At 45.3% G+C, this 25,274-nt stretch carries 23 protein-coding genes and 4 tRNA genes; 19 read left to right on the top strand and 8 right to left on the bottom strand.

The window, feature by feature from the left end; genetic code table 11:
* Positions 1–91 precede the first annotated feature (91 nt).
* Both CBI31_RS09270 and CBI31_RS09265 read left to right on the top strand, forming a co-directional pair.
* Positions 92–167: transfer RNA gene (locus CBI31_RS09270), tRNA-Val, on the top strand.
* Between the two features lie 101 nt (positions 168–268).
* The gene (locus tag CBI31_RS09265) at positions 269–1,732 is read left to right on the top strand and encodes a peptidylprolyl isomerase (protein ID WP_088526127.1); all 1,464 of its coding nucleotides are present in this window, start codon (positions 269–271) and stop codon (positions 1,730–1,732) included.
* Here CBI31_RS09265 and CBI31_RS09260 read toward each other — a convergent pair.
* Positions 1,729–2,397 carry an arylesterase gene (locus tag CBI31_RS09260; protein ID WP_088526126.1) on the bottom strand — a complete coding sequence of 223 codons (669 nt, stop codon included), beginning with the start codon at positions 2,395–2,397 and terminating at the stop codon, positions 1,729–1,731. The genes CBI31_RS09265 and CBI31_RS09260 overlap by 4 nt on opposite strands.
* Before the next feature lie 50 nt (positions 2,398–2,447).
* Between CBI31_RS09260 and CBI31_RS09255 the strand changes: the two genes are divergently transcribed.
* The 3 genes from CBI31_RS09255 to CBI31_RS09245 are packed head-to-tail and all read left to right on the top strand — an operon-like array spanning position 2,448 to position 7,929.
* A complete protein-coding gene (locus tag CBI31_RS09255; RefSeq protein ID WP_088526125.1) occupies positions 2,448–3,122 on the top strand; it encodes an ABC transporter ATP-binding protein in 675 nt (224 codons plus the stop codon).
* Between the two features lie 21 nt (positions 3,123–3,143).
* Positions 3,144–7,145, top strand: a complete 4,002-nt coding sequence (gene purL / locus CBI31_RS09250) for a phosphoribosylformylglycinamidine synthase (protein WP_088526124.1) — start codon at positions 3,144–3,146, stop codon at positions 7,143–7,145.
* Positions 7,090–7,929 carry a spermine/spermidine synthase domain-containing protein gene (locus CBI31_RS09245; RefSeq protein ID WP_240553903.1) on the top strand — a complete coding sequence of 280 codons (840 nt, stop codon included), beginning with the start codon at positions 7,090–7,092 and terminating at the stop codon, positions 7,927–7,929. The genes purL and CBI31_RS09245 overlap by 56 nt, the downstream gene beginning before the upstream one ends.
* 44 nt (positions 7,930–7,973) lie before the next feature.
* On the opposite strand, the gene acnB is transcribed toward CBI31_RS09245, so the two are convergent.
* From acnB to CBI31_RS09230, 3 genes are all read right to left on the bottom strand, one after another.
* Positions 7,974–10,559, bottom strand: coding sequence for a bifunctional aconitate hydratase 2/2-methylisocitrate dehydratase (gene acnB / locus CBI31_RS09240; RefSeq protein WP_088526122.1), 2,586 nt, complete (start codon positions 10,557–10,559; stop codon positions 7,974–7,976).
* A gap of 176 nt (positions 10,560–10,735) precedes the next feature.
* On the bottom strand, positions 10,736–10,924 hold the full coding sequence (locus CBI31_RS09235) for a superinfection immunity protein (RefSeq protein ID WP_088526121.1): 189 nt from the start codon (positions 10,922–10,924) through the stop codon (positions 10,736–10,738).
* A gap of 5 nt (positions 10,925–10,929) precedes the next feature.
* Positions 10,930–11,340: a DUF2147 domain-containing protein gene (locus CBI31_RS09230; RefSeq protein WP_240553901.1), complete on the bottom strand. Its 411-nt coding sequence runs from the start codon at positions 11,338–11,340 to the stop codon at positions 10,930–10,932.
* A 124-nt stretch (positions 11,341–11,464) separates the two neighbouring features.
* Here CBI31_RS09230 and CBI31_RS09225 point away from each other — a divergent pair, with 124 nt between their 5' ends.
* From CBI31_RS09225 to ftsB, 4 genes are read left to right on the top strand one after another with little or no spacing between them, the layout of a single operon-like run.
* Positions 11,465–13,126: a CTP synthase gene (locus CBI31_RS09225; RefSeq protein WP_088526119.1), complete on the top strand. Its 1,662-nt coding sequence runs from the start codon at positions 11,465–11,467 to the stop codon at positions 13,124–13,126.
* A 9-nt stretch (positions 13,127–13,135) separates the two neighbouring features.
* Entirely contained in the window at positions 13,136–13,999 is an 864-nt protein-coding gene (gene kdsA, locus CBI31_RS09220; protein ID WP_088526118.1) for a 3-deoxy-8-phosphooctulonate synthase, read from the top strand.
* Between the two features lie 53 nt (positions 14,000–14,052).
* A complete protein-coding gene (gene eno, locus CBI31_RS09215) occupies positions 14,053–15,339 on the top strand; it encodes a phosphopyruvate hydratase (protein WP_088526117.1) in 1,287 nt (428 codons plus the stop codon).
* 21 nt (positions 15,340–15,360) lie between these two features.
* Positions 15,361–15,687, top strand: coding sequence for a cell division protein FtsB (gene ftsB / locus CBI31_RS09210; RefSeq protein WP_088526116.1), 327 nt, complete (start codon positions 15,361–15,363; stop codon positions 15,685–15,687).
* A 19-nt stretch (positions 15,688–15,706) separates the two neighbouring features.
* Here ftsB and hslO read toward each other — a convergent pair whose 3' ends face one another.
* Entirely contained in the window at positions 15,707–16,672 is a 966-nt protein-coding gene (gene hslO / locus CBI31_RS09205) for an Hsp33 family molecular chaperone HslO (RefSeq protein ID WP_088526115.1), read from the bottom strand.
* A gap of 64 nt (positions 16,673–16,736) precedes the next feature.
* Here hslO and gltX point away from each other — a divergent pair, with 64 nt between their 5' ends.
* The 4 genes from gltX (at position 16,737) to CBI31_RS09185 (ending at position 18,526) form a co-directional block, all read left to right on the top strand.
* Positions 16,737–18,131: a glutamate--tRNA ligase gene (gltX, locus tag CBI31_RS09200; protein WP_088526114.1), complete on the top strand. Its 1,395-nt coding sequence runs from the start codon at positions 16,737–16,739 to the stop codon at positions 18,129–18,131.
* 81 nt (positions 18,132–18,212) lie between these two features.
* A tRNA-Ala gene (locus tag CBI31_RS09195) sits at positions 18,213–18,288 on the top strand.
* Positions 18,289–18,323: 35 nt separating this feature from the next.
* Positions 18,324–18,399: transfer RNA gene (locus CBI31_RS09190), tRNA-Glu, on the top strand.
* Between the two features lie 50 nt (positions 18,400–18,449).
* Positions 18,450–18,526, top strand: a tRNA-Asp gene (locus CBI31_RS09185).
* A gap of 52 nt (positions 18,527–18,578) precedes the next feature.
* On the opposite strand, the gene CBI31_RS09180 is transcribed toward CBI31_RS09185, so the two are convergent.
* Positions 18,579–19,430, bottom strand: coding sequence for an alpha/beta hydrolase (locus CBI31_RS09180; RefSeq protein WP_088526113.1), 852 nt, complete (start codon positions 19,428–19,430; stop codon positions 18,579–18,581).
* 57 nt (positions 19,431–19,487) lie between these two features.
* On the opposite strand from CBI31_RS09180, the gene CBI31_RS09175 reads away from it, so the two are divergent.
* On the top strand, positions 19,488–19,952 hold the full coding sequence (locus tag CBI31_RS09175; protein ID WP_088526112.1) for a DUF4118 domain-containing protein: 465 nt from the start codon (positions 19,488–19,490) through the stop codon (positions 19,950–19,952).
* Positions 19,953–19,964: 12 nt separating this feature from the next.
* Here CBI31_RS09175 and CBI31_RS09170 read toward each other — a convergent pair whose 3' ends face one another.
* Positions 19,965–20,573 (bottom strand): DUF1344 domain-containing protein, encoded by a 609-nt coding sequence (locus tag CBI31_RS09170; RefSeq protein WP_088526111.1) that lies wholly within the window; start codon positions 20,571–20,573, stop codon positions 19,965–19,967.
* Positions 20,574–20,724: 151 nt separating this feature from the next.
* Here CBI31_RS09170 and hyi point away from each other — a divergent pair, with 151 nt between their 5' ends.
* From hyi to CBI31_RS09145, 5 genes are all read left to right on the top strand, one after another.
* Positions 20,725–21,504, top strand: a complete 780-nt coding sequence (gene hyi, locus CBI31_RS09165) for a hydroxypyruvate isomerase (RefSeq protein WP_088526110.1) — start codon at positions 20,725–20,727, stop codon at positions 21,502–21,504.
* 33 nt (positions 21,505–21,537) lie between these two features.
* On the top strand, positions 21,538–22,437 hold the full coding sequence (gene glxR / locus CBI31_RS09160) for a 2-hydroxy-3-oxopropionate reductase (protein ID WP_088526109.1): 900 nt from the start codon (positions 21,538–21,540) through the stop codon (positions 22,435–22,437).
* A 17-nt stretch (positions 22,438–22,454) separates the two neighbouring features.
* Positions 22,455–23,042: a YqiA/YcfP family alpha/beta fold hydrolase gene (locus CBI31_RS09155; protein WP_088526108.1), complete on the top strand. Its 588-nt coding sequence runs from the start codon at positions 22,455–22,457 to the stop codon at positions 23,040–23,042.
* Between the two features lie 78 nt (positions 23,043–23,120).
* Complete coding sequence (locus tag CBI31_RS09150) at positions 23,121–23,690, top strand: HNH endonuclease (RefSeq protein WP_088526107.1); 570 nt, start codon at positions 23,121–23,123, stop codon at positions 23,688–23,690.
* 41 nt (positions 23,691–23,731) lie between these two features.
* The gene (locus CBI31_RS09145) at positions 23,732–24,703 is read left to right on the top strand and encodes a DUF3108 domain-containing protein (protein WP_240553900.1); all 972 of its coding nucleotides are present in this window, start codon (positions 23,732–23,734) and stop codon (positions 24,701–24,703) included.
* On the opposite strand, the gene CBI31_RS09140 is transcribed toward CBI31_RS09145, so the two are convergent.
* Positions 24,700–25,227, bottom strand: a complete 528-nt coding sequence (locus CBI31_RS09140) for an ion channel (RefSeq protein WP_206075487.1) — start codon at positions 25,225–25,227, stop codon at positions 24,700–24,702. The two genes, CBI31_RS09145 and CBI31_RS09140, sit on opposite strands and share 4 nt — an antisense overlap.
* Positions 25,228–25,274 lie beyond the last annotated feature (47 nt).

Raw genomic sequence — 25,274 nt, 5'->3', positions numbered from 1 at the left:
TTCCGTCTTTTCTGCCTCTCCATCTGGGGCTGATTTGACGGGAAACACGTGTTTTTAGGCACTTAGGTTACAATCCTTTCTGTAATGTTTGGGGCGCTTAGCTCAGTTGGTAGAGCGTCTGCCTTACACGCAGAATGTCGGCGGTTCGAGCCCGTCAGCGCCCACCAAATGTTTACTTCCTCTGAGCCTGTTTCAAGGCGTCCAAGCTTTCAAATCCAGCCGCCTAGTACACTCATACAGTTAATATTTAATACTAGCGAACCTATTCATGTTTGATACCATCCGTAAACACCAAAAGCTGATGCAGCTCTTATTGATGCTGTTTATTGTTCCATCGTTTGCTTTTTTTGGAATCTCTAGTTATTCCAGTTTCATGGATAAAGAAACTGATCTTGTGAAGATCAATGGAAAACCCATTACTGCACAGGAAGTTGATAATGCTGCTAAACGTCAGGCCGAGCGTGTTGGTGGTAACCCACAGATTGCACAAAGCCTTCCATTTAGACAGGCAATTTTGAACGAGTTACTACAGCAGCTCATTCTCGGTTTTGCGGTAAACGATTTACGCCTGCAAGTTGGCAAAGATGCTCTGGTTAAGAATTTACAAAATATTCCACAAATTCGTTCCTTATATAAAGCAGATGGTAGCTTTGATGACGCGCGTTTTAAGCAACTCTTAGCTAACAATGGTCTCAACGAAGAGCAGTTTTATGCAAGCCAGGCATTTGATCTCAAGATAGGCCAACTGGTCAATTCTGTTGCCCGCACTGAATTAGCCAGTCCGAAACTTTCTGAAATGATTTCTACGCTTTATGAGACAGAGCGTCAAATACAAGCTATGCCATTTGAGGCTAAAGCTTATTTATCTAAGGTAAATCCGACGCCAGAAGAACTACAAGCCTTTTATCAGGCCAATGCCAAACTCTTTGCAAGCCCTGAATTCGTTGATGTTGAGTATATTGTGCTCAAGGCCGATCCCAAAGAGGAAGCCAAACTCTTTAACGAGAAAGCTGACCAATTTGCTAATATAACTTATGACCAGTCCGATAGCTTGAAGCCCGCTGCAGAAAAATTAAAGTTAAGCATTCAGAATCAAAAGGGCGTAACACGCTCAGGCCCAAGTGGTGTATCAAGAGATCACCCTCTGGCCAATCCAAAGGTAGTTCAAGCGCTATTTGGTGATGAGGCAATAAAAAATAAACGTAATATTGAGGCAGTGCAAATCTCGCCTGGTGTTTTTGTCTCTGCAAGAGTCGTCATTTTTCACCCTGCTCAGACATTGCCGTTTGCAGAGGTTTCTGCTGAAGTGAGAAGACAAGTCAGTCAGCGATCTGCAGAGAAATTGGCTGTTGCGGCTGCTGCGGAACGTTATACAGAGCTTCAAAAAGACCCAAAGAGCACCTCTGGCTTTGGAGCTGCGGTTTGGGTTTCACGGAATAAGCCAGCAAACCTAGTTGGTAGCGCACTAGATGATGTAATGTCTGTGAGCCAAGAAAAATTGCCTGCTTATGTATCCGTTGCTAATCCAGGTATTGGAACTACTTTGTATCGAGTTGACCAGACTCGCCAACCAGCAGGCGTTGATGCAAAAGTACACAAAGCACAGTCACAGCAGATACAAGCACTAGCAGCTCAGGCGGAGTTTGCAGGATTTATGGCTTATTGGCGTGATAACGCAAAGGTAAAGACCATCAACGTACTGAAGCCACCCTCAACAGGTGCAGGTAGCTAATCTGTTTTCTTGCTATTGAGAAGTGATTGATATGGGGCCATTGCGCCCCATATGTTTTTGTAGAGAATGGCCTGCGCTTTTTCATTAGGATGGATATTGTCCGGCTGAAATAGATCCGCATTACTGACAACTCCTGCCATAAAAAATGGCACTAACTCAATCCCTTCTTGGCTAGCAAGTTTAGGGTATAGATCTTTAAACTTCTTTGTATAGTCTTGGCCGTAATTGGGTGGAATTTGCATGCCAAATAACAATACTTTGGCTCCTGATTTTTTACTCATTTGAATCATCTTGCTTAAATTCTTTTCAGTCTCATCAATAGACAAACCTCGTAAGGCATCATTCGCCCCTAGCTCGAGCATGACAATGCCTGGCTTCTTTTGCTGGAGTAGGTTGGAAATGCGCGCAAGACCACCCGAGCTAGTTTCCCCGCTAATGCTGGCATTGAAGACAATCCATTGACTACCTTGCTTTTGAAGCTGTCCCTCAAGAAGTTTGACCCAGCCAGAGGCCCTGGAGATACCGTATTCAGCAGAGAGGCTGTCGCCCAATACCAAAATAGTGGAATTTGAGCTTGCCGAGGTGATAAAAGAAATTAACAGGCAAAATAAGCCTATTGCAATTGCTTTTTTTGATACAAAGGTCAACAGATTATTTTGATTCATCTATTCAATCACTTTAAGGCTAAAAAGCCTATAAATTGCTTTCTGTTTTTATGAGCACCACAGAAAAAGTTCTCAGTGCAAACCACCTAGGTAAGTCTGTTTTATCTAGTGATGGTGTTTTGACTATTTTGCACGATATTTGCTTTGATTTAGAAGCTGGTGAGAGTGTAGCCATTACTGGCAGCTCTGGATCCGGTAAGAGCACTTTACTAGGGCTCTTGGCTGGTCTGGATCTTCCGAGCCAGGGTAACATCACGCTCATGGGCCAAGACCTCAATAGCCTTGATGAGGACGGGCGGGCAAAGCTTCGGGGCTTACAGGTTGGTTTTGTATTTCAGTCCTTCCAATTATTGCCACACTTAACGGCGCTAGAAAATGTCATGCTTCCAGCAGAGCTGGCTAGTATGGACAATGCCAAAGCATCTGCCATGGCTTGGCTTGAGCGAGTTGGGCTGGGCGAGCGCTTTGAACACTTCCCTAAGACCCTTTCTGGTGGAGAGCAGCAACGAGTTGCCTTGGCTAGAGCCTTTATCACTCAGCCGGCTATTCTATTTGCCGATGAGCCTACAGGAAGTTTAGATGAACTCAGCGGCAATCGGGTGATTGAGCTTCTTTTTGAGCTAAATCAGGCCAATCATTCCACCCTAGTTCTGGTCACCCATGATCCAGCCTTGGCTAGCAGGTGCCAGCGCCAACTGCACCTCCAGGGCGGACGCTTGCTGTAGGCAAAACCTTATAATCTAGGGATGTCTTTTTTCCATTTTTTACCTGGCGCAAACGCGCTATCTACCTTTCGCCAACAGCGTCTTTTAGCCTCCTTAGCTAATCAAGGTATCGAGCTAAATTCTATTGAGGCGCAATATCTACATTTCATTTGGTCGACGCAAGCCTTAATTGCTCAAGATCAGAAAATTCTAGCCAGCCTTTTAACGTACGGTCAGCCATTTACAGGCGCTGCCTCTGGAAAAAGTGCTGTCGTCATTCCACGTCTTGGAACAGTCTCTCCCTGGGCTAGTAAAGCAACTGATATTGCCCGGCAATGTGGATTAAATGTATTGCGCATTGAGCGTGGCGTACGGTTCTCATGGAAAACTAAAAAATCTTTAAGCGCAGCTCAAGAGCAAATGGTTTTGGCAGCGGTTCATGATCGCATGACTGAAACTGTCGTTCAATCGGTTGAGGATGCAAATGCTTTATATCAAACCTTTGAGGATCGTCCTTTAAGTCGGATTGGGGTTCTAGAGCAAGGCAGGGCGGCACTAGATCAGGCCAATCAAGAGCTTGGTCTGGCTCTCTCTGACGATGAAGTTGATTATTTGACAGAAAATTTCATCCGCCTAAAGCGCAATCCTAGTGACGTAGAGCTCATTATGTTTGCCCAAGCCAATAGTGAACATTGCCGCCATAAGATTTTTAATTCAAGCTGGACTATTGATGGCGATGATCAAGAGCGTTCGTTGTTTGCCATGATTCGCAATACCCATCAGCTGCATCCAGAAGGGACGATTGTTGCGTATTCCGACAACTCAGCGGTGATGGCTGGTTGTGAATCGGAGACTTGGGCTCCACAAGGCGATGATCACCGCTACGAAAAAGATACACGTTTAGTTCATACCTTAATGAAGGTTGAAACACATAACCATCCCACTGCAATTGCCCCTTTCCCAGGAGCCTCTACAGGAGCTGGTGGGGAGATACGTGATGAGGGTGCCACAGGGGTAGGTGGCCGCCCTAAAGCAGGCTTAACAGGATTCTCAGTCTCTAATCTGAACATCCCTGGAACAGACCTGCCATGGGAAAGCGAAAAGTACGGTAAACCTGAACGTATAGCTACGCCCTTGCAGATTATGATTGATGGCCCATTGGGTGGCGCAGCATTCAATAACGAGTTTGGCCGTCCAATTTTGGGTGGTTACTTTCGTGTATTTGAGCAAACCTTGGATGGCGTACGGCGGGGTTATCACAAACCCATCATGATTGCTGGCGGTATCGGCAGCATTGATGCTATTCATACTAGCAAGAAAGCAATTTTGGCTGGGCACTTATTGATTCAACTCGGTGGCCCTGGCATGCGGATTGGTATGGGTGGCGCTACAGGTAGCTCAGTTGCCACCGGAACCAATACTGCGGATTTAGATTTTGATTCTGTCCAACGCGGTAATCCAGAAATGGAACGTCGTGCGCAAGAGGTTATTAATGCTTGTCGTGCCATGGGTCAAAAAAATCCGATCATATCCATTCATGATGTTGGAGCTGGCGGATTATCAAATGCCTTCCCTGAGCTTGCTGATGGAGCTGGTTTAGGTGCCAAATTTAAGCTACGCAACGTGCCTCTTGAAGAGAGCGGCATGAGTCCGGCCGAGATCTGGTGCAACGAGTCACAAGAGCGTTATGTATTAGCGATTGAAGCAAAAGATTTAGAACTATTTAAAGCCCTTTGTGAGCGTGAACGTTGCCCATTTGCTGTAGTAGGTGAGGCTACAGCAGAACGTCAGTTGCAACTGATTGACTCCAAACAAATTACTGGCGCTGATGCAGCAATGCCCGTTGACATGCCAATGGAGGTGTTACTAGGTAAACCTCCGCGGATGCATCGCGATGTTCAACGGCTAGCCCAGCAATTTAATGAGCTCAATGTTACTGATACCGATCTTGCTCAATCCATTGCCTGGGTATTGCAACAGCCTACCGTTGCTAGCAAATCATTCTTGATCACCATTGGCGACAGAACGGTTGGTGGTCTAAATGCCCGCGATCAATTTGTTGGCCCATGGCAAGTGCCGGTAGCAGATTGCGCTGTCACTCTAATGGATTACAAAGGCTATCGCGGTGAAGTCATGAGCATGGGGGAGAGAACTCCAGTAGCGGTAATTGATGCTCCCGCAGCAGCTCGGATGGCTGTTGGTGAGGCTATCACCAATCTTCTCGCCGCAGACATACGTCATCTGGAAGACGTCAAGTTATCAGCAAACTGGATGGCTGCTTGCGGCTCTCCAGGTGAGGATGCCAAACTGTATGACTCTGTTAAAGCGGTTGGTATGGAATTGTGTCCTGCTTTAGGAATTTCAATTCCAGTTGGTAAAGATTCTTTATCGATGGCAACAGCTTGGCAAGATGCAGGACAAGATAAGAAAGTCGTTGCACCTGTTTCCTTGATTATTTCAGCATTCGCCTCTGTGCAAGATGTTCGTAAGACGCTAACTCCACAGCTAAAGCTCAAATCGCAAGATGGGGCGGCGCTAGATACCGAGTTAATCCTAGTTGATCTTAGTCGCGGTAAAAACAGGATGGCTGGCAGTATTCTGGCTCAAGTATTGAATCAATCTGGAAAAGCGGTTCCAAATCTAGATCATCCAGAAGATCTGAAAAATTTAGCTGCGGCCATCATTGAGCTTCGTAAGGAAAATAAGCTCTTGGCTTATCACGATCGCTCTGATGGCGGCTTACTGGCTTGTATTGCGGAGATGGCATTTGCAGCCCATTGTGGCGTCTCGATCAATGTTGACATGATTGCAGTTGATGCAGGTCAAGAGCCAGACTATGGTGATGCTAAGAACTGGTCACAGCAAGTTTCTGGTCGCCGTCATGAACAAACGATGCGCGCCTTATTTAATGAAGAGCTTGGCGCGGTGATTCAGGTTCGGAAAGAAGATCGAGATGCGGTATTTGTAGTACTCCGCAAGTTAGGCTTGAGCGCCTTTAGCCACGTCATTGCAAAACCAAATAACAATGGCTGTCTTGAGATCTGGTGTGATGCTAAAAAAATCTTTACAGAGCCCCGTGAAGTCTTACAAAAGATGTGGGCTAATACCAGCTATCAAATATCCCGCTTACGCGATAACCCAGCTTGCGCTGATAGTGAATTTGCTCTCTTAGACAATCTCTCTGATGCAGGAATGACACCTAAACTCACCTTTGATGCCGCAGATGATATTGCTGCACCATTTATCGGAAAAAATGCCCGTCCTAAGGTGGCAATTTTACGAGAGCAGGGTGTTAACTCCCATGTTGAAATGGCCTATGCTGTGAATTGGGCTGGTTTTGATAGTTATGATGTTCACATGTCAGATCTTTTGAGCGGTAAGGCAAAGCTTGATGAGTTCAGAGGCCTCATTGCTTGTGGCGGATTTAGTTATGGCGATGTTCTTGGCGCCGGCGAAGGTTGGGCAAAAACGATTCTCTTTAATCAACAGCTTCGAGATCAATTTTCAACATTCTTTAGTCGCCAAGATAGTTTTGCTTTAGGTGTTTGCAATGGTTGCCAGATGATGAGTAATCTTGCTGCAATTATTCCTGGCGCACAGTCTTGGCCTAAATTTACGCGTAACCAATCAGAGCAATACGAAGCCCGTTTAGTGATGGCAGAAGTGCTTGCTTCACCATCGATCTTTACGCAAGGTATGGAAGGCAGTCAGTTACCAATCGCCATAGCGCATGGCGAGGGCTTTGCCAATTTCAGCCAGCAGGGCAATTTAGATTTACTACAGCAGCAAGGTTTGGCAACCTTACGATTTGTTGATCACGAGGGCAATCCAACTCAAACCTATCCGATGAACCCAAATGGTTCTCCTGGGGGATTAACAGGCCTTACTACGCCAGATGGTCGCTTCACAGTCATGATGCCGCACCCTGAGCGAGTATTTAGAGCTGTACAGATGAGCTGGTGCCCAACTGATTGGCTGACTATTCCTGATGGGGCAAGCCCATGGCTGCGATTGTTCCGCAACGCACGCCGCTGGACCAAGTAAATCCAGTGGAGCTAAAGCATCTATGCTGATGGAGCCGGTAACCTTTTCCGAGAGCGGAGGAGTGCGCTACCTTCATTTTGGTACCGAGCTAATCCAAGGGGCAATGCGTATTCGTGACCCAAATGAAATTTATCTCGAGTACAACCAGCAAATGATGGCCTGGCTTCTCTTTTTGGAAACCAAACCCGGTATGCGGGTTGCGCAATTAGGGCTTGGAACGGGAGCTTTAACAAAGTTCACGTACCTTCATTGCCCAGCTGTGAAATCAACTGTTGTAGAGCTTAATCCTGCCGTCATTGTGTCGGCAAGAAGCATGTTTTCAATGCCTGATGATGATTGTAGACTGGAAACACTACAGGCTGATGCCAAGAAATTTGTAAAGAGCCTGAAATATAAAAATACCTTTGATGCAGTCCAGATCGATTTATACGATGCTATTTGTGATGGCCCATCAGCAAGCTCTTTGGAGTTTTATCAGGGTTGCTACAACATCCTCAAGGAACCAGGTGTTCTGACAGTCAATTTATTTTCACGTCATAAGAGCTTTGACATCAATCTCAAGAACATCTGCGAAGCCTTTGATAATCGCGTGCTCTTATTTCCGGAGTCGCATGATTGCAATGTAGTGGCCATTGCTTTTAAAGGCCCTAAGCTAGAAGCTCAATGGAAAACTGTCTCAGCACGCGCCAAGCTCATTAAAGAACAAACGGATCTACCAACTAGCAAGTGGGTATCGGGCATCAGTCGAGAGAATGCCCGTCAGCAATTACAGCTAGCGATATAGAATTTGCATCAGAAAAAAGGCGATCAGTTGATCGCCTTTTTTTCTTAGACAGTCACAGTATCTGCAACATCACTAAACGACTTCAGCTTGTCAAAGCTCATGTAACGATAGACTTCAGTAGATTTTGCATTGAGCGACTCTACTTGTTCTAGGTATTCCTTCGGAGTAGGTAGGCGACCCAAGAGCGCAGCTACAGAGGCTAATTCAGCGGAAGCCAAATACACTCGAGTATCGATACCTAAGCGGTTAGGGAAATTACGTGTAGAGGTTGATACAGCTGTTGATCCTTTGCGAATCTGCGCTTGATTGCCCATGCACAATGAGCAGCCTGGGCTTTCCATGCGTGCGCCAGCTGCGCCCAACATGCCGTAGTAGCCTTCCTCCATCAACACCATGGCATCCATCTTCGTTGGAGGAGCTACCCATAAGCGAGTTGGCATATCTTTCTTGCCTTGCAAGACTTGACCTGCTGCACGGAAGTGTCCAATGTTGGTCATACAAGAGCCAATAAAGACTTCATCAATCTTGTCGCCGGCAACTTCAGATAATACTTTCACATCATCTGGATCGTTAGGACATGCAAGGATTGGTTCTTTGATTTCATCGATATTAATTTCGATAATCTCTGCATAGTCAGCATTAGCATCAGGCTGCAGTAATTGTGGGTCTGCAATCCAAGCTTGCATAGCTTTGATACGACGACCGAGGGTGCGCTTGTCTTCGTAGCCATTCGCAATCATCCACTTCATCAAAGTGATATTGGACTGCATGTACTCAATAATCGGCTCTTTGTTCAAATGAACAGTGCAGCCACCAGCAGAGCGTTCAGCAGAAGCATCAGATAATTCAAATGCTTGTTCAACCTTAAGGTCAGGTAAACCCTCAATTTCAAGGATTCGGCCAGAGAAAATATTTTTCTTGCCTTGCTTTTCAACAGTTAGTAAACCTTTTTTGATGGCATACAAAGGAATGGCGTTTACCAAATCACGCAATGTAATACCAGGCTGCATCTTGCCTTTAAAGCGAATCAATACAGACTCAGGCATATCTAAGGGCATCACGCCGGTAGCTGCTGCAAAAGCAACTAGGCCGGAGCCAGCAGGAAAGGAAATGCCAATTGGGAAGCGAGTATGGCTATCGCCACCAGTGCCGCAGGTATCTGGCAACAACAAGCGATTTAACCAGCTATGGATCACACCGTCACCTGGACGCAATGCAACGCCGCCACGATTGGTCATGAATGGTGGCAACTCGTGTTGAGTACGAATATCGACTGGCTTTGGATATGCAGACGTGTGACAGAAAGATTGCATCACCAAATCAGAAGAGAAGCCCAAGCAAGCCAAATCTTTTAACTCGTCACGCGTCATAGGACCAGTTGTATCTTGAGAGCCAACAGTAGTCATATGTGGTTCGCAGTAGGTACCAGGACGTATACCTTGTCCCTCTGGTAAACCACATGCGCGTCCAACCATCTTTTGAGCCAGGCTGAAACCTTTTTTATTATCAGGCGGGCTTATTGGGAGGCGGAATTCTGTTGAGGCAGGTAAACCTAATGCCGCACGAGCTTTTGCAGTTAAGCCACGCCCGACGATCAATGGGATACGACCGCCAGCACGAACTTCATCCAAAATCACTGGTGACTTGAGTGAAAATGCAGCAATCTCTTTACCGTTTTTAAATGCTTTGCCTTCATATGGGCGTAACTCAATCTCATCACCCATATTCATTTGAGAGACATCTAATTCAATTGGCAGTGCACCAGAATCTTCCATGGTGTTGAAGAAAATTGGAGCAATATTGCCACCAAGACAAACGCCGCCAAAACGCTTGTTTGGTACAAATGGGATATCTTGACCGGTCCACCAGAGAACAGAATTAGTAGCGGATTTACGTGATGAACCTGTGCCAACAACGTCACCAACGTAAGCAATCTGATTGCCTTTTTTCTGCAGCTCAGCGATTTGCTTCATTGGACCACGAACACCAGATTCATCCGGCTCGATACCTGGACGTGGGTTCTTCAGCATGATCGTTGCATGCAATGGAATGTCTGGACGGCTCCACGCATCTGGAGCTGGAGAGAGGTCGTCTGTATTCGTCTCGCCAGTAACTTTAAATACCGTGAGCTTCATGCTTTCTGGAACAGCAGGGCGGCTAGTAAACCAGTCCGCATCAGCCCAGCTTTTCATCACAGCCTTTGCATTTACATTACCTTTTTCAGCAAGCTCACGCACATCATTGAAGTAATCAAACATCAAGAGCGTTTTCTTGAGAGCTTGCGCAGCCACAGTGGCGCATTCAGCATCACTTAATAATTCAACCAAAGGTTTAATGTTGTAGCCACCGAGCATGCTACCTAAAAGTTCAGTCGCCTTCACACGAGAAATCAAGGGTGATTTTTCTGTGCCTTTTGCAACAGCGTCTAAAAATTCTGCTTTTACTTTTGCAGCCTCATCAACGCCAGCAGGTACGCGATGCGTAATCAGCTCCATAAGCTCAGCCTCTTTACCTGCCGGTGGATTTTTTAACAACTTAACCAGCTCAGCAGTCTGATCCTTGGTTAGCGGTAGGGCTGGTATTCCAAGGGCTGCACGTTCAGCAACTGTGGCGTTGTAGGCTTCTAACATGGTGTTTCCTAAGAGGTAAGTGATTTCTATAGAAAGACTAAACGGGAATTTTCTCCCGAATAGACACATTATAGTTACTTATTTAAGTCTTATATAAGAGTTTAAATTCCCTTAATTTCAACTCATTTGGGCAATTAGGATGAAATTTAGCCCTAAAAGAGGGTCTTTTCCCAAAATTAGATGATCTGCTCGTCCTTTAATGCCCAAACCAGCGCCACAACCCATCCAATCAAGGACCACCCCAAAAAGAGGTTAAGGGCAAAAATAGCCCCGGTATTAGCCCTTTTTCGATGAAAAGCGATCGCAAAGGGCAAAAAATAGAACAGGGACAGAATGGTAATAAGCACTGCAAACAAAAGTCGCATGAGTCCTACCTCTCTCTAATCCAGGTCTGTGATCTACCTAACAATGGAATACCGATGTAGGCACGTAAATCTAGCTTATTTCCTTGATCTATCAACCTGACTGTTGCGCGATAGATTTCTCCATCATCGGGGTCCAGTATTTGGCCGCCAGCGTATGAATCAGCATTCTTTTTCAATCCGGTCAGTATTTCCATGCCAACAACTGGCTTACCTTTGCGGGCATCAGTGCATTTCTCACAGGTTGGAAGAGCGCTAGGATCAAGTAACTTCGTAACCACGCCTGAAAAAAGGCCGTTTTTTTCTGAAATTTGGACGATAGCGGCAGGTTGATTCGTCTGATCATCATATGTCTTCCAAAATCCCATAATTGAGTCATTAGTCTGCGCCTTTGCATTAACGACCCCAAGAAACAGCATGATCGCTATAAATAAGTAGTTTAGTAGCGTATTTTTCATCTATTTAGGCAATATTACCCCCTTTTAGTTTCCGTAATCCTCAGTCTCTATCGTTATAATTACTTTTTCCAACAGAGCTTAAGCGATGACCAAATACGTTTTTGTCACTGGTGGTGTGGTTTCTTCTTTAGGGAAAGGAATCGCAGCTGCCTCGCTTGCCGCGATTCTCGAATCCCGCGGCCTGAAAGTCACCCTCCTAAAATTAGATCCTTACATCAACGTTGACCCGGGCACGATGAGCCCACTCCAACATGGTGAAGTTTTCGTCACTGAAGATGGCGCTGAAACAGATCTAGATCTTGGTCACTACGAACGCTTCGTATCAGCAAAGATGCGTAAGAGTAATAACTTCACAACTGGCCAGATTTATGAATCTGTCATCAGTAAAGAACGTCGCGGTGAATACCTAGGAAAGACAGTTCAAGTCATTCCACACATTACCAATGAAATTCAAGCATTTGTAGAGCGTGGTGCCAAAGCAAGTCATGATGGCAATGCAGATATTGCGATTTGTGAGATCGGCGGCACCGTTGGTGACATTGAGTCGCTACCATTTCTCGAGGCTGCAAGGCAGATGAGTCTGCGCCTTCCATTACACAGCTGCGCCTTTGTTCACTTGACTCTGGTGCCTTATATTCATAGCGCTGGTGAGCTCAAAACAAAGCCAACACAACACTCTGTTCAGAAGTTGCGCGAGATCGGTATCATGCCAACCGTTTTGCTATGCCGTGCTGATCGTCCCATTCCAGAAGATGAGCGAGCTAAGATTTCTCTGTTCTCCAATGTGCGTGAAGAAGCTGTGATATCTGTTTGGGATGTCGACACGATCTATAAGATTCCCGAGATGCTCCATGCACAAGGTATGGACGATCTAATTTGCCGTGAATTAGACATCAAAGCCAAACCAGCCGATCTTTCTGTTTGGGCAAACTTAGTTTATGAGATGGCTAATCCGCAGCATGAGGTTACTATTGGCATGGTTGGCAAATATGTTGAGCTGACTGAATCCTATAAATCTTTAATTGAAGCCTTACGCCATGCCGGCATTCATGCTCATACCAAGGTCAATATTAATTACATCGATTCAGAAGTCATTGAAAAAGATGGCATTGATTGCTTGAAAAAATTAGATGCCATCTTGGTTCCCGGTGGCTTTGGTAAGCGTGGTACTGAAGGTAAGATTTCTGCTATTCGTTATGCCCGCGAAAACAATATCCCGTACCTTGGAATCTGCCTAGGTATGCAGTTGGCAGTGATTGAGTTTGCGCGCCATGTCGCTAATATTGCCAATGCCAACAGCACTGAATTTGATCCACAAGCCGAAAACCCGGTAGTCGCTCTCATCACAGAGTGGATGGATAGAGAAGGGCGAGTAGAGAAGCGTAGCAATGATTCTGACCTAGGTGGCACCATGCGTTTAGGATCCCAACGCTGCCCAGTGAAAGTTGGAACTTTGGCTCATCGCATTTATGGCTCTGAAGTAAATGAGCGCCATCGCCATCGTTATGAAGTAAACAATATTTATGTTCCAAAACTCGAGAAGTCTGGCTTGATTATTTCAGCCAGAACGCCAAATGAGTCTTTACCTGAGATGATGGAATTACCAGAGTCAATACATCCTTGGTTTTTTGGCGTGCAGTTCCATCCAGAATTTACCTCTACACCTCGTGATGGCCACCCATTATTCTCAGCATTTATTGGTGCAGCGCTGGTCCATCAAGACGCTGCATTAAAACAAGTTGCTTAAGAGGAACTGATGAGCTCATTTCAGTTATGTGGTTTCGATGTTGGCCTAGATCAACGCTTCTTCTTGATTGCTGGGACATGCGTTATTGAATCTGAGCAGTCCGCGATCGATGTTGCTGGCCATTTAAAAGAAATCACCAGCGCCCTACATATTCCGTTTATCTATAAATCTTCATTTGATAAAGCAAATCGCTCTTCTGGAAATTCATTCCGTGGTTTAGGAATGGAAAAGGGTTTAGAGATATTGGCTAAAGTAAAGAAACAAGTGGGCGTACCGATTCTGACTGATGTCCATGACATTAGCGAGATCGAGGCAGTTTCTCAGGTAGTTGATGTAATTCAAACACCAGCCTTTTTATGCAGACAAACGGATTTCATTAGAGCGTGTGCTCAAAGCGGTAAGCCAGTCAATTTCAAAAAAGGGCAGTTCCTTTCCCCGCATGAGATGCTTAACGTCATTGAGAAGGCTAGAGCGGCTGCTAAAGAAGTAAATCTTCCAGATCAATTTATGGTTTGTGAGCGCGGCGCTTCATTTGGTTATAACAATCTGGTTTCTGATATGCGAAGCCTTGCCATTTTGCGCGAAGCAAATGCACCTGTAGTATTTGATGTTACCCATTCTGTACAATTACCTGGTGGTCAAGGTACAGCCAGTGGTGGTCAGAGAGAGTTCGTACCGGTATTAGCGCGTGCGGCAGTCGCGGTAGGTATTAGCGGCCTGTTTATGGAAACCCATCCAGATCCATCCAAAGCCCTATCTGATGGACCTAATGCAGTACCCTTGCATCGGATGAAAGAGTTGCTGGAATCGCTTGTTGCAATTGATACAGTAGTGAAATCTAGCGGTCCATTTTTAGAAAATAGCTTCAAATAAATTTGTAGCGAATTGATTAATTCCCATTTTGTATTGCTTTAAGGAGAAGGTGCATGAGCGCCATTGTTGACATTATCGGTAGAGAAATTTTAGATTCACGCGGCAACCCCACGGTAGAGTGTGATGTATTGCTTGAGTCAGGCGTCATGGGACGTGCAGCAGTACCTTCTGGCGCTTCTACAGGCTCACGCGAAGCGATTGAGTTACGCGATGGCGATAAGTCTCGTTATCTCGGCAAGGGCGTTCTCAATGCAGTTCAAAACATTAATGTTGAGATCGCAGAAACTATTCTTGGCTTGGATGCTACTGAGCAGGCTTTTTTAGATCGGACTCTAAACGATTTGGATGGCACTCATAACAAGGCTCGCTTGGGCGCTAATGCAACCTTGGCTGTTTCGATGGCCGTTGCCAGAGCAGCAGCCGAAGAGGCCGGCTTACCTTTGTATCGTTATTTTGGTGGTTCAGGCGGCATGCAATTACCTGTACCCATGATGAATATCGTGAATGGTGGGGCACATGCCAACAATAGCTTAGATATCCAAGAGTTCATGGTGATGCCTGTGGGCGCAGAAAATTTCCGCGATGCGCTGCGTTGCGGCGCTGAAATCTTCCATGAACTGAAAAAAATCCTTGGTGCTCAAGGTATGCCGACAACTGTTGGTGACGAGGGTGGCTTTGCGCCGAACTTCAAGAGTAATCAGGAGTGCTTGCAAACCATCATGAAAGCGATTGAGGGTGCCGGTTACCAGGCTGGTGAAGATGTGTTGTTAGCATTAGATTGTGCTGCGAGCGAGTTCTACAAAGATGGCAAATACCATCTTTCAGGAGAAGGCCTGCAATTGACCTCCAGCGAGTTCTCAGACTACCTCGGTAATTTAGCCGATCAGTTCCCCATTGTGTCGATTGAGGATGGGATGCACGAGAGTGATTGGGATGGTTGGGCTGATATCACCAATAAACTAGGCAAAAAGATTCAATTAGTTGGCGATGATTTATTTGTAACTAACACTCGCATTCTCAAAGAAGGTATTGAGAAGGGTGTTGCCAACTCAATTTTGATCAAGATTAACCAGATTGGCACCCTGACAGAAACCTTTGCTGCTATTGAAATGGCGAAGCGCGCCAACTACACTGCAGTGATCTCCCATCGCTCTGGTGAAACTGAAGATAGCACTATCGCTGATATTGCAGTAGGCACAAATGCTGGACAGATTAAGACAGGCTCTTTGTCGCGCTCTGATCGTATCGCTAAATACAACCAGCTATTACGCATTGAAGAAGATTTAGGTGATGTTGCGACCTATCCAGGAAAATCCGTTTTTTATAATTTAAAACGCTAAACCTCTCAAAATCGGTTTGTTATGCGGATAGTCATCTACTCCATGCTGTTATTGCTTATTGCAATCCAGTATCCGCTTTGGCTGGGAAAGGGTGGATGGCTAAAGGTTTATGAAATGGAAAAACAAGTAGAGCTACAAGAGGCTAAAAATAGTCTTTTAGCTCTTCGCAATGCCAAGTTAGCTGGTGATGTGAAAGACTTAAAAGATGGTACACGTGCGATCGAAGAACGCGCCAGAGCTGAACATGGCTTGATTAAAGAAGGTGAATTTTTTGTGCAGATCTTGCCAGTTGATAAAGCTAGCGCAGCACCTGCGGTTGATGGAATCAAAGCACAGGCTACTAAGTAATAAGGCTCAGCATTAAAGATTAATGACCGCTAGATGGCGGCCTGGTGGCATCACTCAATAAATCGGTTTTAAAAACCTGCAAACAATCTACAGCGTCGAATCGGTAGGGCTTAGCGCAGAACTCACAGATGGTCTCGACCACCCCTTGTTCAGCCAATATTCCCTGAACCTCTTCTTCGCCGAGCATTCGTAAAACATCTGCCACTTTATTACGCGAACAACGACAAGAAAAGCGGATTTGACGTGGCGGGAAGCTGCGCACACCATTCTCGGTAGACTCTTCTAGAAATAGGCGCCTGAGGATTGTTTCTGGGGGAAGGGTAAGGAGCTCATCGTCGGTAATGGTCTCGCCTAATGTCTGGATACGAGTCCATCCTTCGGCCGCATTTTGCGGGTCAAGGTGTGCATGGCCGCCCGAATCAGGCATACGTTGCAATAAGAGGCCGCCAATATGGGTGTCACTTGAGGCTAACCATATCCGCGTATCTAATTGCTCAGATTTTTGCATGTAGAGACCAATGGCCTCTGCAGCACTAGAAACGGGTTTGATAGTGCTGCCATGTTGCTCTTGGAGGGCAACAATACCTTGATAGGGTGATTGACCAGGTTCACGCTCTGAAGGATCTAGTGTAATGACCAGCCTTCCAGAGCCTGTGGCATCTAAGAGCTCACCAAGGCTGGCATTGGGGGCGATTTCTGATGGATCTACCGAGAGCTTAACGGTAGCTCTCATGGATAAATCTGACTTGCATTCAACGACTAAAAGCGCAATGGGGCCTTTGCTTTGGGCTTGAATCATCAAGGTGCCATCAAACTTCAAGCTTGCGCATAAAAGAGTGGCGGCGCCAACAAAATCCCCCAAAATACGGCGGACGGCAGGTGGATCATTGCGACGCTCTAAAACAGCCTGCCAAGCAGTGCTAATGGAGACAATTTCCCCGCGAACAGGGGCTCCATCACAGACAAATACTAGTAATTCATTCATAAGGCAAAGTATCCTCGTTTTTGAATTTTGCCGCCAATTCATCTGACCTGAGATAATCTGATCCATGCATATTCGTACACGTTTCGCCCCTAGCCCCACAGGCTTCATTCATCTAGGCAATCTCCGCAGTGCTTTATATCCATGGGCTTTTGCACGCCATAATCAAGGCGACTTCATTCTGCGCATTGAAGACACGGATCTTGAGCGCTCTTCGCAAGAAGCTGTAGAGGTGATCATCGAGGGGATGGCCTGGCTAGGACTCGATTTAGATGAGGGCCCAATCTATCAGATGCAGCGTATTGATCGCTATCGTGAGGTTGTCAAACAAATGTTGGATGCAGGTCTTGCGTACCCTTGCTATATGAGCGAAGAAGAATTGAACAAACTTCGTGATCAACAAATGGCCAATAAAGAAAAGCCGCGCTATAACGGCTTATGGAGACCTGAGCCTGGAAAAACCCTGCCAGCAGTTCCAAAGGATATTCAGCCAGTAATTCGCTTTAAAAATCCCATTGGTGGATCAGTGATTTGGGACGATGCTGTCAAAGGGAAGATTGAAATAAGCAACGATGAGCTTGATGATCTGGTCATTGCTCGTCCAGATGGCACGCCAACTTATAACTTCTGCGTGGTGGTAGATGACTTGGATATGAAAATCACCCATGTCATTCGTGGTGATGATCATGTAAACAATACACCTCGTCAAATTAATATCATGAGGGCTCTAGGTGGCAATCCACCTATCTATGCGCACCTTCCCACAGTCCTAAATGACTCTGGCGAGAAAATGAGTAAACGTAATGGCGCCATGAGCGTGCGCGATTACCAAAAAGCAGGTTACCTACCGGAAGCGATACTGAATTACTTGGCGCGCTTAGGATGGTCTCATGGTGATGCCGAGATCTTCACCAAGGAACAGTTTGTAGCTTGGTTTGATTTGGCTAACCTAGGTCGCTCGCCTGCACAACATAATCCAGAGAAACTACTGTGGCTTAATCATCAATATATTCAGAATGCAGACCCAGCCAAATTAGCGCAGGCGACTAAACCCTTCGCACATCAAATTGGGATTGACACCGAGAATGGCCCAGACTTTACTCAAGTCGTAGGCCTATTAAAAGATCGCGCCAACACATTGATTGAAATTGCAGAAGGGGCTAAGCTCTTTTATTTGCCAGCACCAGTCCATAGTGAAGATGAGATTGCTACAAATATTCCAGCGTCTATTGTTCCTGTATTGAAAGATTTGATTGAGGCTATTAAGAATTCGGAACCGACAAAGGAAGCTTATGGCGCCGCATTTAAACAAGTCTTAGCTAAACATCAACTCAAAATGCCCGCTCTTGCGATGCCTGTTCGTTACGCATTATTCGCAACCACTCAAACCCCAGCGATCGATTCTGTACTGGTAGTATTGGGCCGGGAAGAAGCTCTCAAACGGCTCTCCAAGGTAGTCTAGTAGGCAATTTGCGCAGTTGCACAAAAATAGGCTAAAATCTTGGATTGTTTTGAGTGTCTTGCAGGTTTATTGTGGGATTTCGGGGGTATAGCTCAGCTGGGAGAGCGCTTGCATGGCATGCAAGAGGTCAGCGGTTCGATCCCGCTTATCTCCACCAAACATTCAAAATTGCAGTAATTAGTAGTAGTCCAGGTCCCCATCGTCTAGAGGCCTAGGACATCACCCTTTCACGGTGAGTACGGGGGTTCGAATCCCCCTGGGGACGCCAGAATTCTGGTGGCAGTAAAATGTAGTGTGATGTTTTTCTCGATGTATTTTGGAGCGGTAGTTCAGTTGGTTAGAATATCGGCCTGTCACGCCGAGGGTCGCGGGTTCGAGTCCCGTCCGTTCCGCCAAGACAACTAAAAGCCCCCTGCAGAAGGGGGCTTTTTTTATTTCTACCTTAAATTAAAGAGCTCTAGTACGCAGTGCTTTAGGACTCATATCTGAGTAGTAATTATCTGCGCCACGATTGTCGCCAGCTGCTCGCGCAAAGAAACGCAAGGCTTCGTTTAACACAATCTCTCGCTCGTTATCGATAGTGATAATGTGATAGCTATTTCCTAACCAAATGGTTCTTCGAAGATCCGACTTAACATTGGCCAATATCTTTTCTGCAGACCAGATCGAGCATGTATCGTCCTCAACAGACTGAATGAGCAGCAATCTAGAGGTGATCATATCGAGATTTTTTGTCGTGTACGACATGAGTCCCTTGGCTTCGTGTAAATGCCTTGCAGTGATTAGCGGGGCTCCTACCTCAGACAATTCATGAGACTTAAATTTATCCCGAACTCGGCGTCGTAAATCAGGGTTTTTAATTCCAAATGGCTCTCGCTCAGAGTACTCCCAATCGCGAATCCCAAGGTTATAGGCGATATCTAATAGAAAACGATACCAGGGCACCGACCAACCGTCATAGCGCAATACTGGTGAAAGCAGGGCGATGGATGCAATATCAACTCTTTGCGTTGCAACTGCTAAGGCTAGAGTTGAGCCCATACTGATGCCTGCCAGATTAATAGTTTTATATTGATTCTTGAGTTCATCTATGCAATTGTGAATTTGGCTAATCCAATTTTCATAGTCATCTGCTGGGCTGCCAAAAAGATAGCCCTTAATTTCAGGCAAGACAGTATCAAAACCGTTTGAATTCAGAAAGCTAGGGAGTTGACCCAATTCGAGACCGCCGCCATTTAAACCCGGAAGTAGAATGGTGATACTGTCCTTTGGGGCGCCTATTTCATTTCTAGATGGCATGTCTTACACTGTCTCTAATATAGTGATGCTGCAAAGCATACACCGCCCAAGGAAATCATGAAACATAATCTTAATGCTTATCGGTGGTGCCCCAATAAGGCAAAAGGCTATCTAAATGCCTGTGTGGGTGTATTTTTCGCTTTTTGCATTCGCTTTAGCCTTCAGCCGCAAGTTGAAGAGGCGCTTCCGCTATTTTTCTTCCAGATTAATACGATTGTGATTGCCTTCTTCTTCGGGACTGGTCCAGCGTTACTAACCGTCGCGTTAAGTATCCCCTTGATTTCGTATTTCTTTATGGCACCTTTTGGCGAGTTTACCGTTATTGATACCCGAGACATAACAATATTGTTTGTTTATGCCACCTATACCGCGCTTATATGTTTTTTAGTTGAGTGGTTACGTCGCGAACAATACAATGCAAAGGTGGCTATTTTGGTGAGTGAATCTCGTTTCAAGCTGATGGTTGAAGGGGACAGCAAAATACGAGATCTCTTGAAAAATACCCCCCTCAAACCTGAATAACTAATTTTCTTTTTACTTCTTTTTAGGTGAAGTGATAGATGCAGCCATTGCATCGTAATAAATCACTTTCACTTGTTCGCCAACTTTGACATCCGCCAAGAGGGCTGGATTTTTAACAGTGACAGTTGTAATCTTGCCACTGGGGCCCTTTACCGAGACTAGCTTCTTGTCGCGATCCACTGCAACGATATCGGCAATGATGGTTGTCTTATTGGCAATGACTTCAGATGGCTTTTCATTCGGCTTGGAATCGGTAACCGTATTAGTCTCTACTTTGCTACGAATACCATCGCTCTTGGTTTTAATCAGCTCGATTGCAACAGCTAATTCATAGGTAACGTTGACTTGGTCGCCTTTTTTGATCTGATCAAAATTGGCAATTTCTGGGCCAGCAACAAATTTAGATTCGCCTTCTTTATTCTTGAAGGTAATCGTACGCGTCTTCTTATCAATGGCAACTATGGTGCCTTCATATAGTTGGTAACGGTTATCGACTACAGCAGCGTCGATCACCATTGGCTTAGCAGCAGAATCGGCAGGCTTTGCTTGGGCCATCACCAAAGTAGGCAAGGCTAATACAGCTGCGATTGATAGTGAAATGATTGTAGATTTGATATTCATTATTTTCCTTGTAAATAAGCGCCTCATATCTGGATACTAGCTCACTTTTAGCGTTTATATGCCTTCTAAGGCGCTAAATGGCGGTTAAGACTGGAATCTTCATTTTTGATAAGATCACTGTTTGATTCTAAAACCCTAAGGAGGGTATGAAATGCCTCAATTTGCCGCAAATTTAACAATGCTTTTTACAGAGACGCCATTCTTAGATCGCTTTGAGAAAGCCCACAAGTCTGGATTTAAGGCAGTTGAGTTTCTCTTCCCTTATCCATTTGCGGCTTCTGAAATTAAAAATAAGTTAGATCAACATGGCTTAAAGCTAGTCCTTCATAACTTACCTGCTGGAGATTGGGATGCTGGAGAGCGGGGAATTGCTTGTCACCCGGATCGAGTAGCAGAATTTCGTGAGGGCGTTACTAAAGCAATCGAATACGCCAAGGTCTTAGGCGTTCCACAGCTCAATTGTCTAGCAGGCAAAGCTCCTGCTGGAGTAGACAGCAAGTTATTACATGATACCTTCGTGTCGAACCTTAAATACGCATCAGCTGAATTAAAAAAGGCTAATCTAAGGCTGCTGATTGAACCAATCAATACTTTTGATATTCCTGGATTCTTTTTAAGCACAACCCAGCAGGCGCTTGATATTCTCAAGGAGGTTGCTGCCGATAATCTTTTCGTGCAATACGACATCTATCATGCCCAGCGTATGGAGGGTGAACTTTGCAACACAATGGAAAAGAATCTTGCCAAGATTGGACATATTCAATTAGCCGATAATCCTGGTCGCAACGAACCTGGTACAGGCGAAATTAATTATGTACATCTATTCAAATTCCTAGACCGGATCGGATATTCAGGATGGATTGGTTGTGAATACAAGCCCGCAACTACTACTGAAGCAGGTCTAGGTTGGATACAAAAGTTAAATTCTTAAAATAAATCGAAACAAATACAAAAGGAAAAGAAAATGAGTGCGAAATTAAAATTAGGTTTTGTTGGTCTTGGAATTATGGGTGCTCCTATGGCAGGCCAACTGGTTAAAGCAGGTCATGAGGTATTCATCTCTACCAGAAGCAAAGTTCCTCAAGAGTTAGCCTCCTCAGCAGCTATTCAATGCGCAAGCCCAAGCGAAGTTGCCCAAAAAGCAGACATTATTTTCGCTATGGTTCCAGACACACCAGATGTTGAAAAAGTGTTATTTGGTGATAAAGGGGTTGCGGCTGGTTTATCCAAGGGCAAGGTTGTGGTTGATATGAGCTCTATTTCACCAATCGCCACTAAAGAATATGCCAAGAAAATAAATGCCTTGGGTTGTGATTATCTTGATGCACCTGTCTCTGGCGGCGAAGTTGGCGCTAAAAACGCCACGCTCTCGATTATGGTCGGCGGTGATGAGGCTGTATTTAATAAAATAAAACCTGTGCTGGATCTGATGGGCAAGAACATTAACTTGGTTGGCGGCAATGGTGACGGCCAAACTGCCAAAGTTGCGAACCAGATTATTGTTGCTTTGAATATTGAAGCTGTAGCAGAGGCCCTTGTATTTGCATCTAAAGCGGGTGCAGATCCTGCTAAGGTTCGCCTGGCACTGATGGGCGGTTTTGCCAGCTCCAAAATTCTTGAAGTGCATGGAGAGCGCATGGTTAAGCGCACATTTGATCCTGGCTTTAGGATTGAATTGCATCAAAAGGATTTAAACCTTGCGCTCAATAGTGCTCGAGCCCTGGGCGTCTCACTTCCGAATACAGCTACTGCCCAAGAATTGTTTAACTCATGCGCTGCACATGGTGGTAAAGCCTGGGATCATTCGGCAATGGTCAAAGCATTAGAAAAGCTAGCGAACTTTGAGGTGGGTCAAAAAGCCTAAGCTCTATATCTCTATATATGTCATCAACCCTATTAGTGTATTTGCATGGTTTTCGATCTTCGCCAAGATCTAGTAAGGCGGTGATGACAGGTGAGGCAGTCAAAACCTTATCAACTGCGGCTCATACCTTCGATTGGTATTGCCCGCAGTTGTTAGCATCACCCAAAGAAAGCATGGCGATGGTAACGGCCTGTATAGACCAATCTAAGACTGATCGCATTGTTGTTATCGGATCATCGCTTGGTGGATTTTATGCCAACTATCTGGCAGAAAAATATAGCTGCAAGGCAGTTGCCTTAAATCCGGCAGTGCGCGCAGCTAGAGAGCTTGCCCCCCATGTGGGGATGATGACATCCTATGACAGCAATGAACCCTTTGATTTTCGGCCCGAATATATCGAAGAACTCAAGAGCCTACAGGTTGAGAGAATTTCTGATCCTAAGCGCTACTTTTTAATTGCCGCAAAAGGAGATGAATTGCTAGATTGGAGAGAAATGAGTGACTTCTACCAAGGCGCTCATCAGCTTATCCTTGAAGGCAGTGACCATGGAATCGCCGAGTATGCAGACCATCTTCCAAGGGTCTTGGAGTTTATATCCCCCTGATGATTGATTGACGCAAATTTCTTCTGTAAGATAAGTCTATAGATCGATGGCTTTGCCTAGGTCAAGAAAGGAGAGTTTGTGCTGAGCATCTTAAAACTAGACGCTGGTGGAATTCCCCAGGGTTGGGTTAACGCAGAGGAAGCAACCAAGCAATACGCTGATAACAGTGTTTTGTGGACGCTAGGTGACCCCATTATGAAAATGCGTGGTGGCATTTCTAGGGCTAGTGGCTTGCAATCCGTTATCGAACTTCATTCGATCATTGCTATCAAAGGTAGTGCAAAGATTAATTTATTTGACGTTGCACCAGTGATTACAAAACACAAACTTTTTAAGCGTGATCGAGGTCTGTGTGCTTATTGCGGTGACACTATTCACGAAAATCACGCCGAGGCCGAGCACATCATCCCAAATAGTCGTGGTGGTAAGTACTCCTGGATGAATCTAGTTATTTCTTGTAGGCCCTGCAATCAACGCAAGGGTAATCGCACCCCTGAACAGGCCGGCATGGGTTTGTTGTATACCCCTTATCTACCAAGCCTGTACGAAGATATGATTCTGAAGGGAAGAAATATTCTGGCAGACCAGATGGACTTCCTGGCCGCCAATTTGCCTAAGAACAGTCGTTTACTCGAGAGTGCTCTCTGAGTTTGGAGCTAGAGCAATTTAAGCACTCTCAAAGTATTAACTTGATTCACGCAAAACCTTTGCGGATTATTCTCATTGCATTGGCCCTGTCTTTGATTGGCCATTTTATTTTATTTTTTGGCATTCCTTTTCTATCTTTTAATTCACCGCCAGAGATTGCGGATGATCTCATTATTAGGACAGAGCTAAAAGTTGAGCCGCCAAAGAAAATTCAGATGGCTAAGGCGCCTACAAAGAAAGTAAATAAAGAGACAACCACCAATGCAGTCGAAGACTCCAAGAGTCTTGCGAGCGGTGGCGAGCAGGGTGGGGCCATTAATCAACAGGGGATTGCTTTCAAGCTCCCAGAGTCAGGAATTATTTATTACGATGCCTATGTCGATGGACAGCAGTATCAGACGGGGGAAATTGATTGGATTGTTGATGGCAATAACTATCGCCTTTACATCAATATCCCATTTGCTTTTGTTGGTCCTTTTGTATTTGAATCCAGAGGAACTGTCGATGCATACGGCATTGCACCATCCATCTACTGGACTCAACGCGGTACTAAGCCGCCTCGTTATTCTCGCTTTGATAGGGATGCAAATGGGGGAGGGAAGATGTACTTCTCAGAAAAACCAGAATTCACTCCAGATCTTCTTCCGGGCACGCAAGACCGATTTAGTTTGATGTTTCAGTTTGCCTCTTTGCTCAACGGCGATAGCAAGATCGATGAGGCAGGCAGCATTCGATCTTTGCCAGTAGTTGATTACAACACTCTAGAAATGTGGAACTTTAAGAGTTACGGAGAGGCAGTTTCTGAAGATATTCCCTCATTGGGAAAGTCAGTTAACCGTCGTTATGCCTTAATGCAGCGCGAAAAAGATCCATTTAAGCGTCAAGTAGATATTTGGCTAGCCAAAGACCTAGATTGGCTGCCAGGGAGAATTCGGTCTCAGGAAGCCAATGGTAGGGTGCTCGAGTTGGTATTCAAACAAAAGAGCCCTATACCAGCGGGAACTAAGCCCTAAAAGCCTGATCCTGATTTAGGGCTTTGTTTGGAATGGCCTAGTAAGTTCACCATCATTGAATACAAAGCAGCTCCGGACATGGATACGGCGAAGATCCCGGTAAAGGAAATAATGATCGGTAAAACTCTCCAGTGCTCGGTTAAGGTGTAATTGCCATATCCAACCGTTGTGTACATTTCACCGGCAAAGTAGAAAGTTTGCGGATTGGTAGGGAATACCTTCAATGCCACGCAGATATACGCCCAAGCAATAATTTCAGCGAAATGGACGGCAATAATCAGCAAGATTGCGATGAAATAGGATACGAAATTGCCGCCATAGATTCGTCTATTTTCGAGTTTTTGATCCAACCAATGAAACGTACCTGCAATTGATAAAACAATCATGCCGTGAAGCGTCAACATGAAGCACGCCAACAGCAAGACAAACCAGATCTGTCCATTGCCCATATCGGTATTGATTTCACTAAACAGGGTAGCAAAGCTAGGAAGGTCAGCGCTGTGAATGAGGTCTATGAGGAACATTGGGCTTTGGGGGTGAGGATTACAGAAATATCTTATTTGACATAATA

Source organism: Polynucleobacter campilacus, from assembly GCF_002206625.1.
Taxonomy (GTDB): Bacteria; Pseudomonadota; Gammaproteobacteria; order Burkholderiales; family Burkholderiaceae; genus Polynucleobacter; species Polynucleobacter campilacus.
This window is presented reverse-complemented; position numbering and strand designations above follow the sequence as displayed.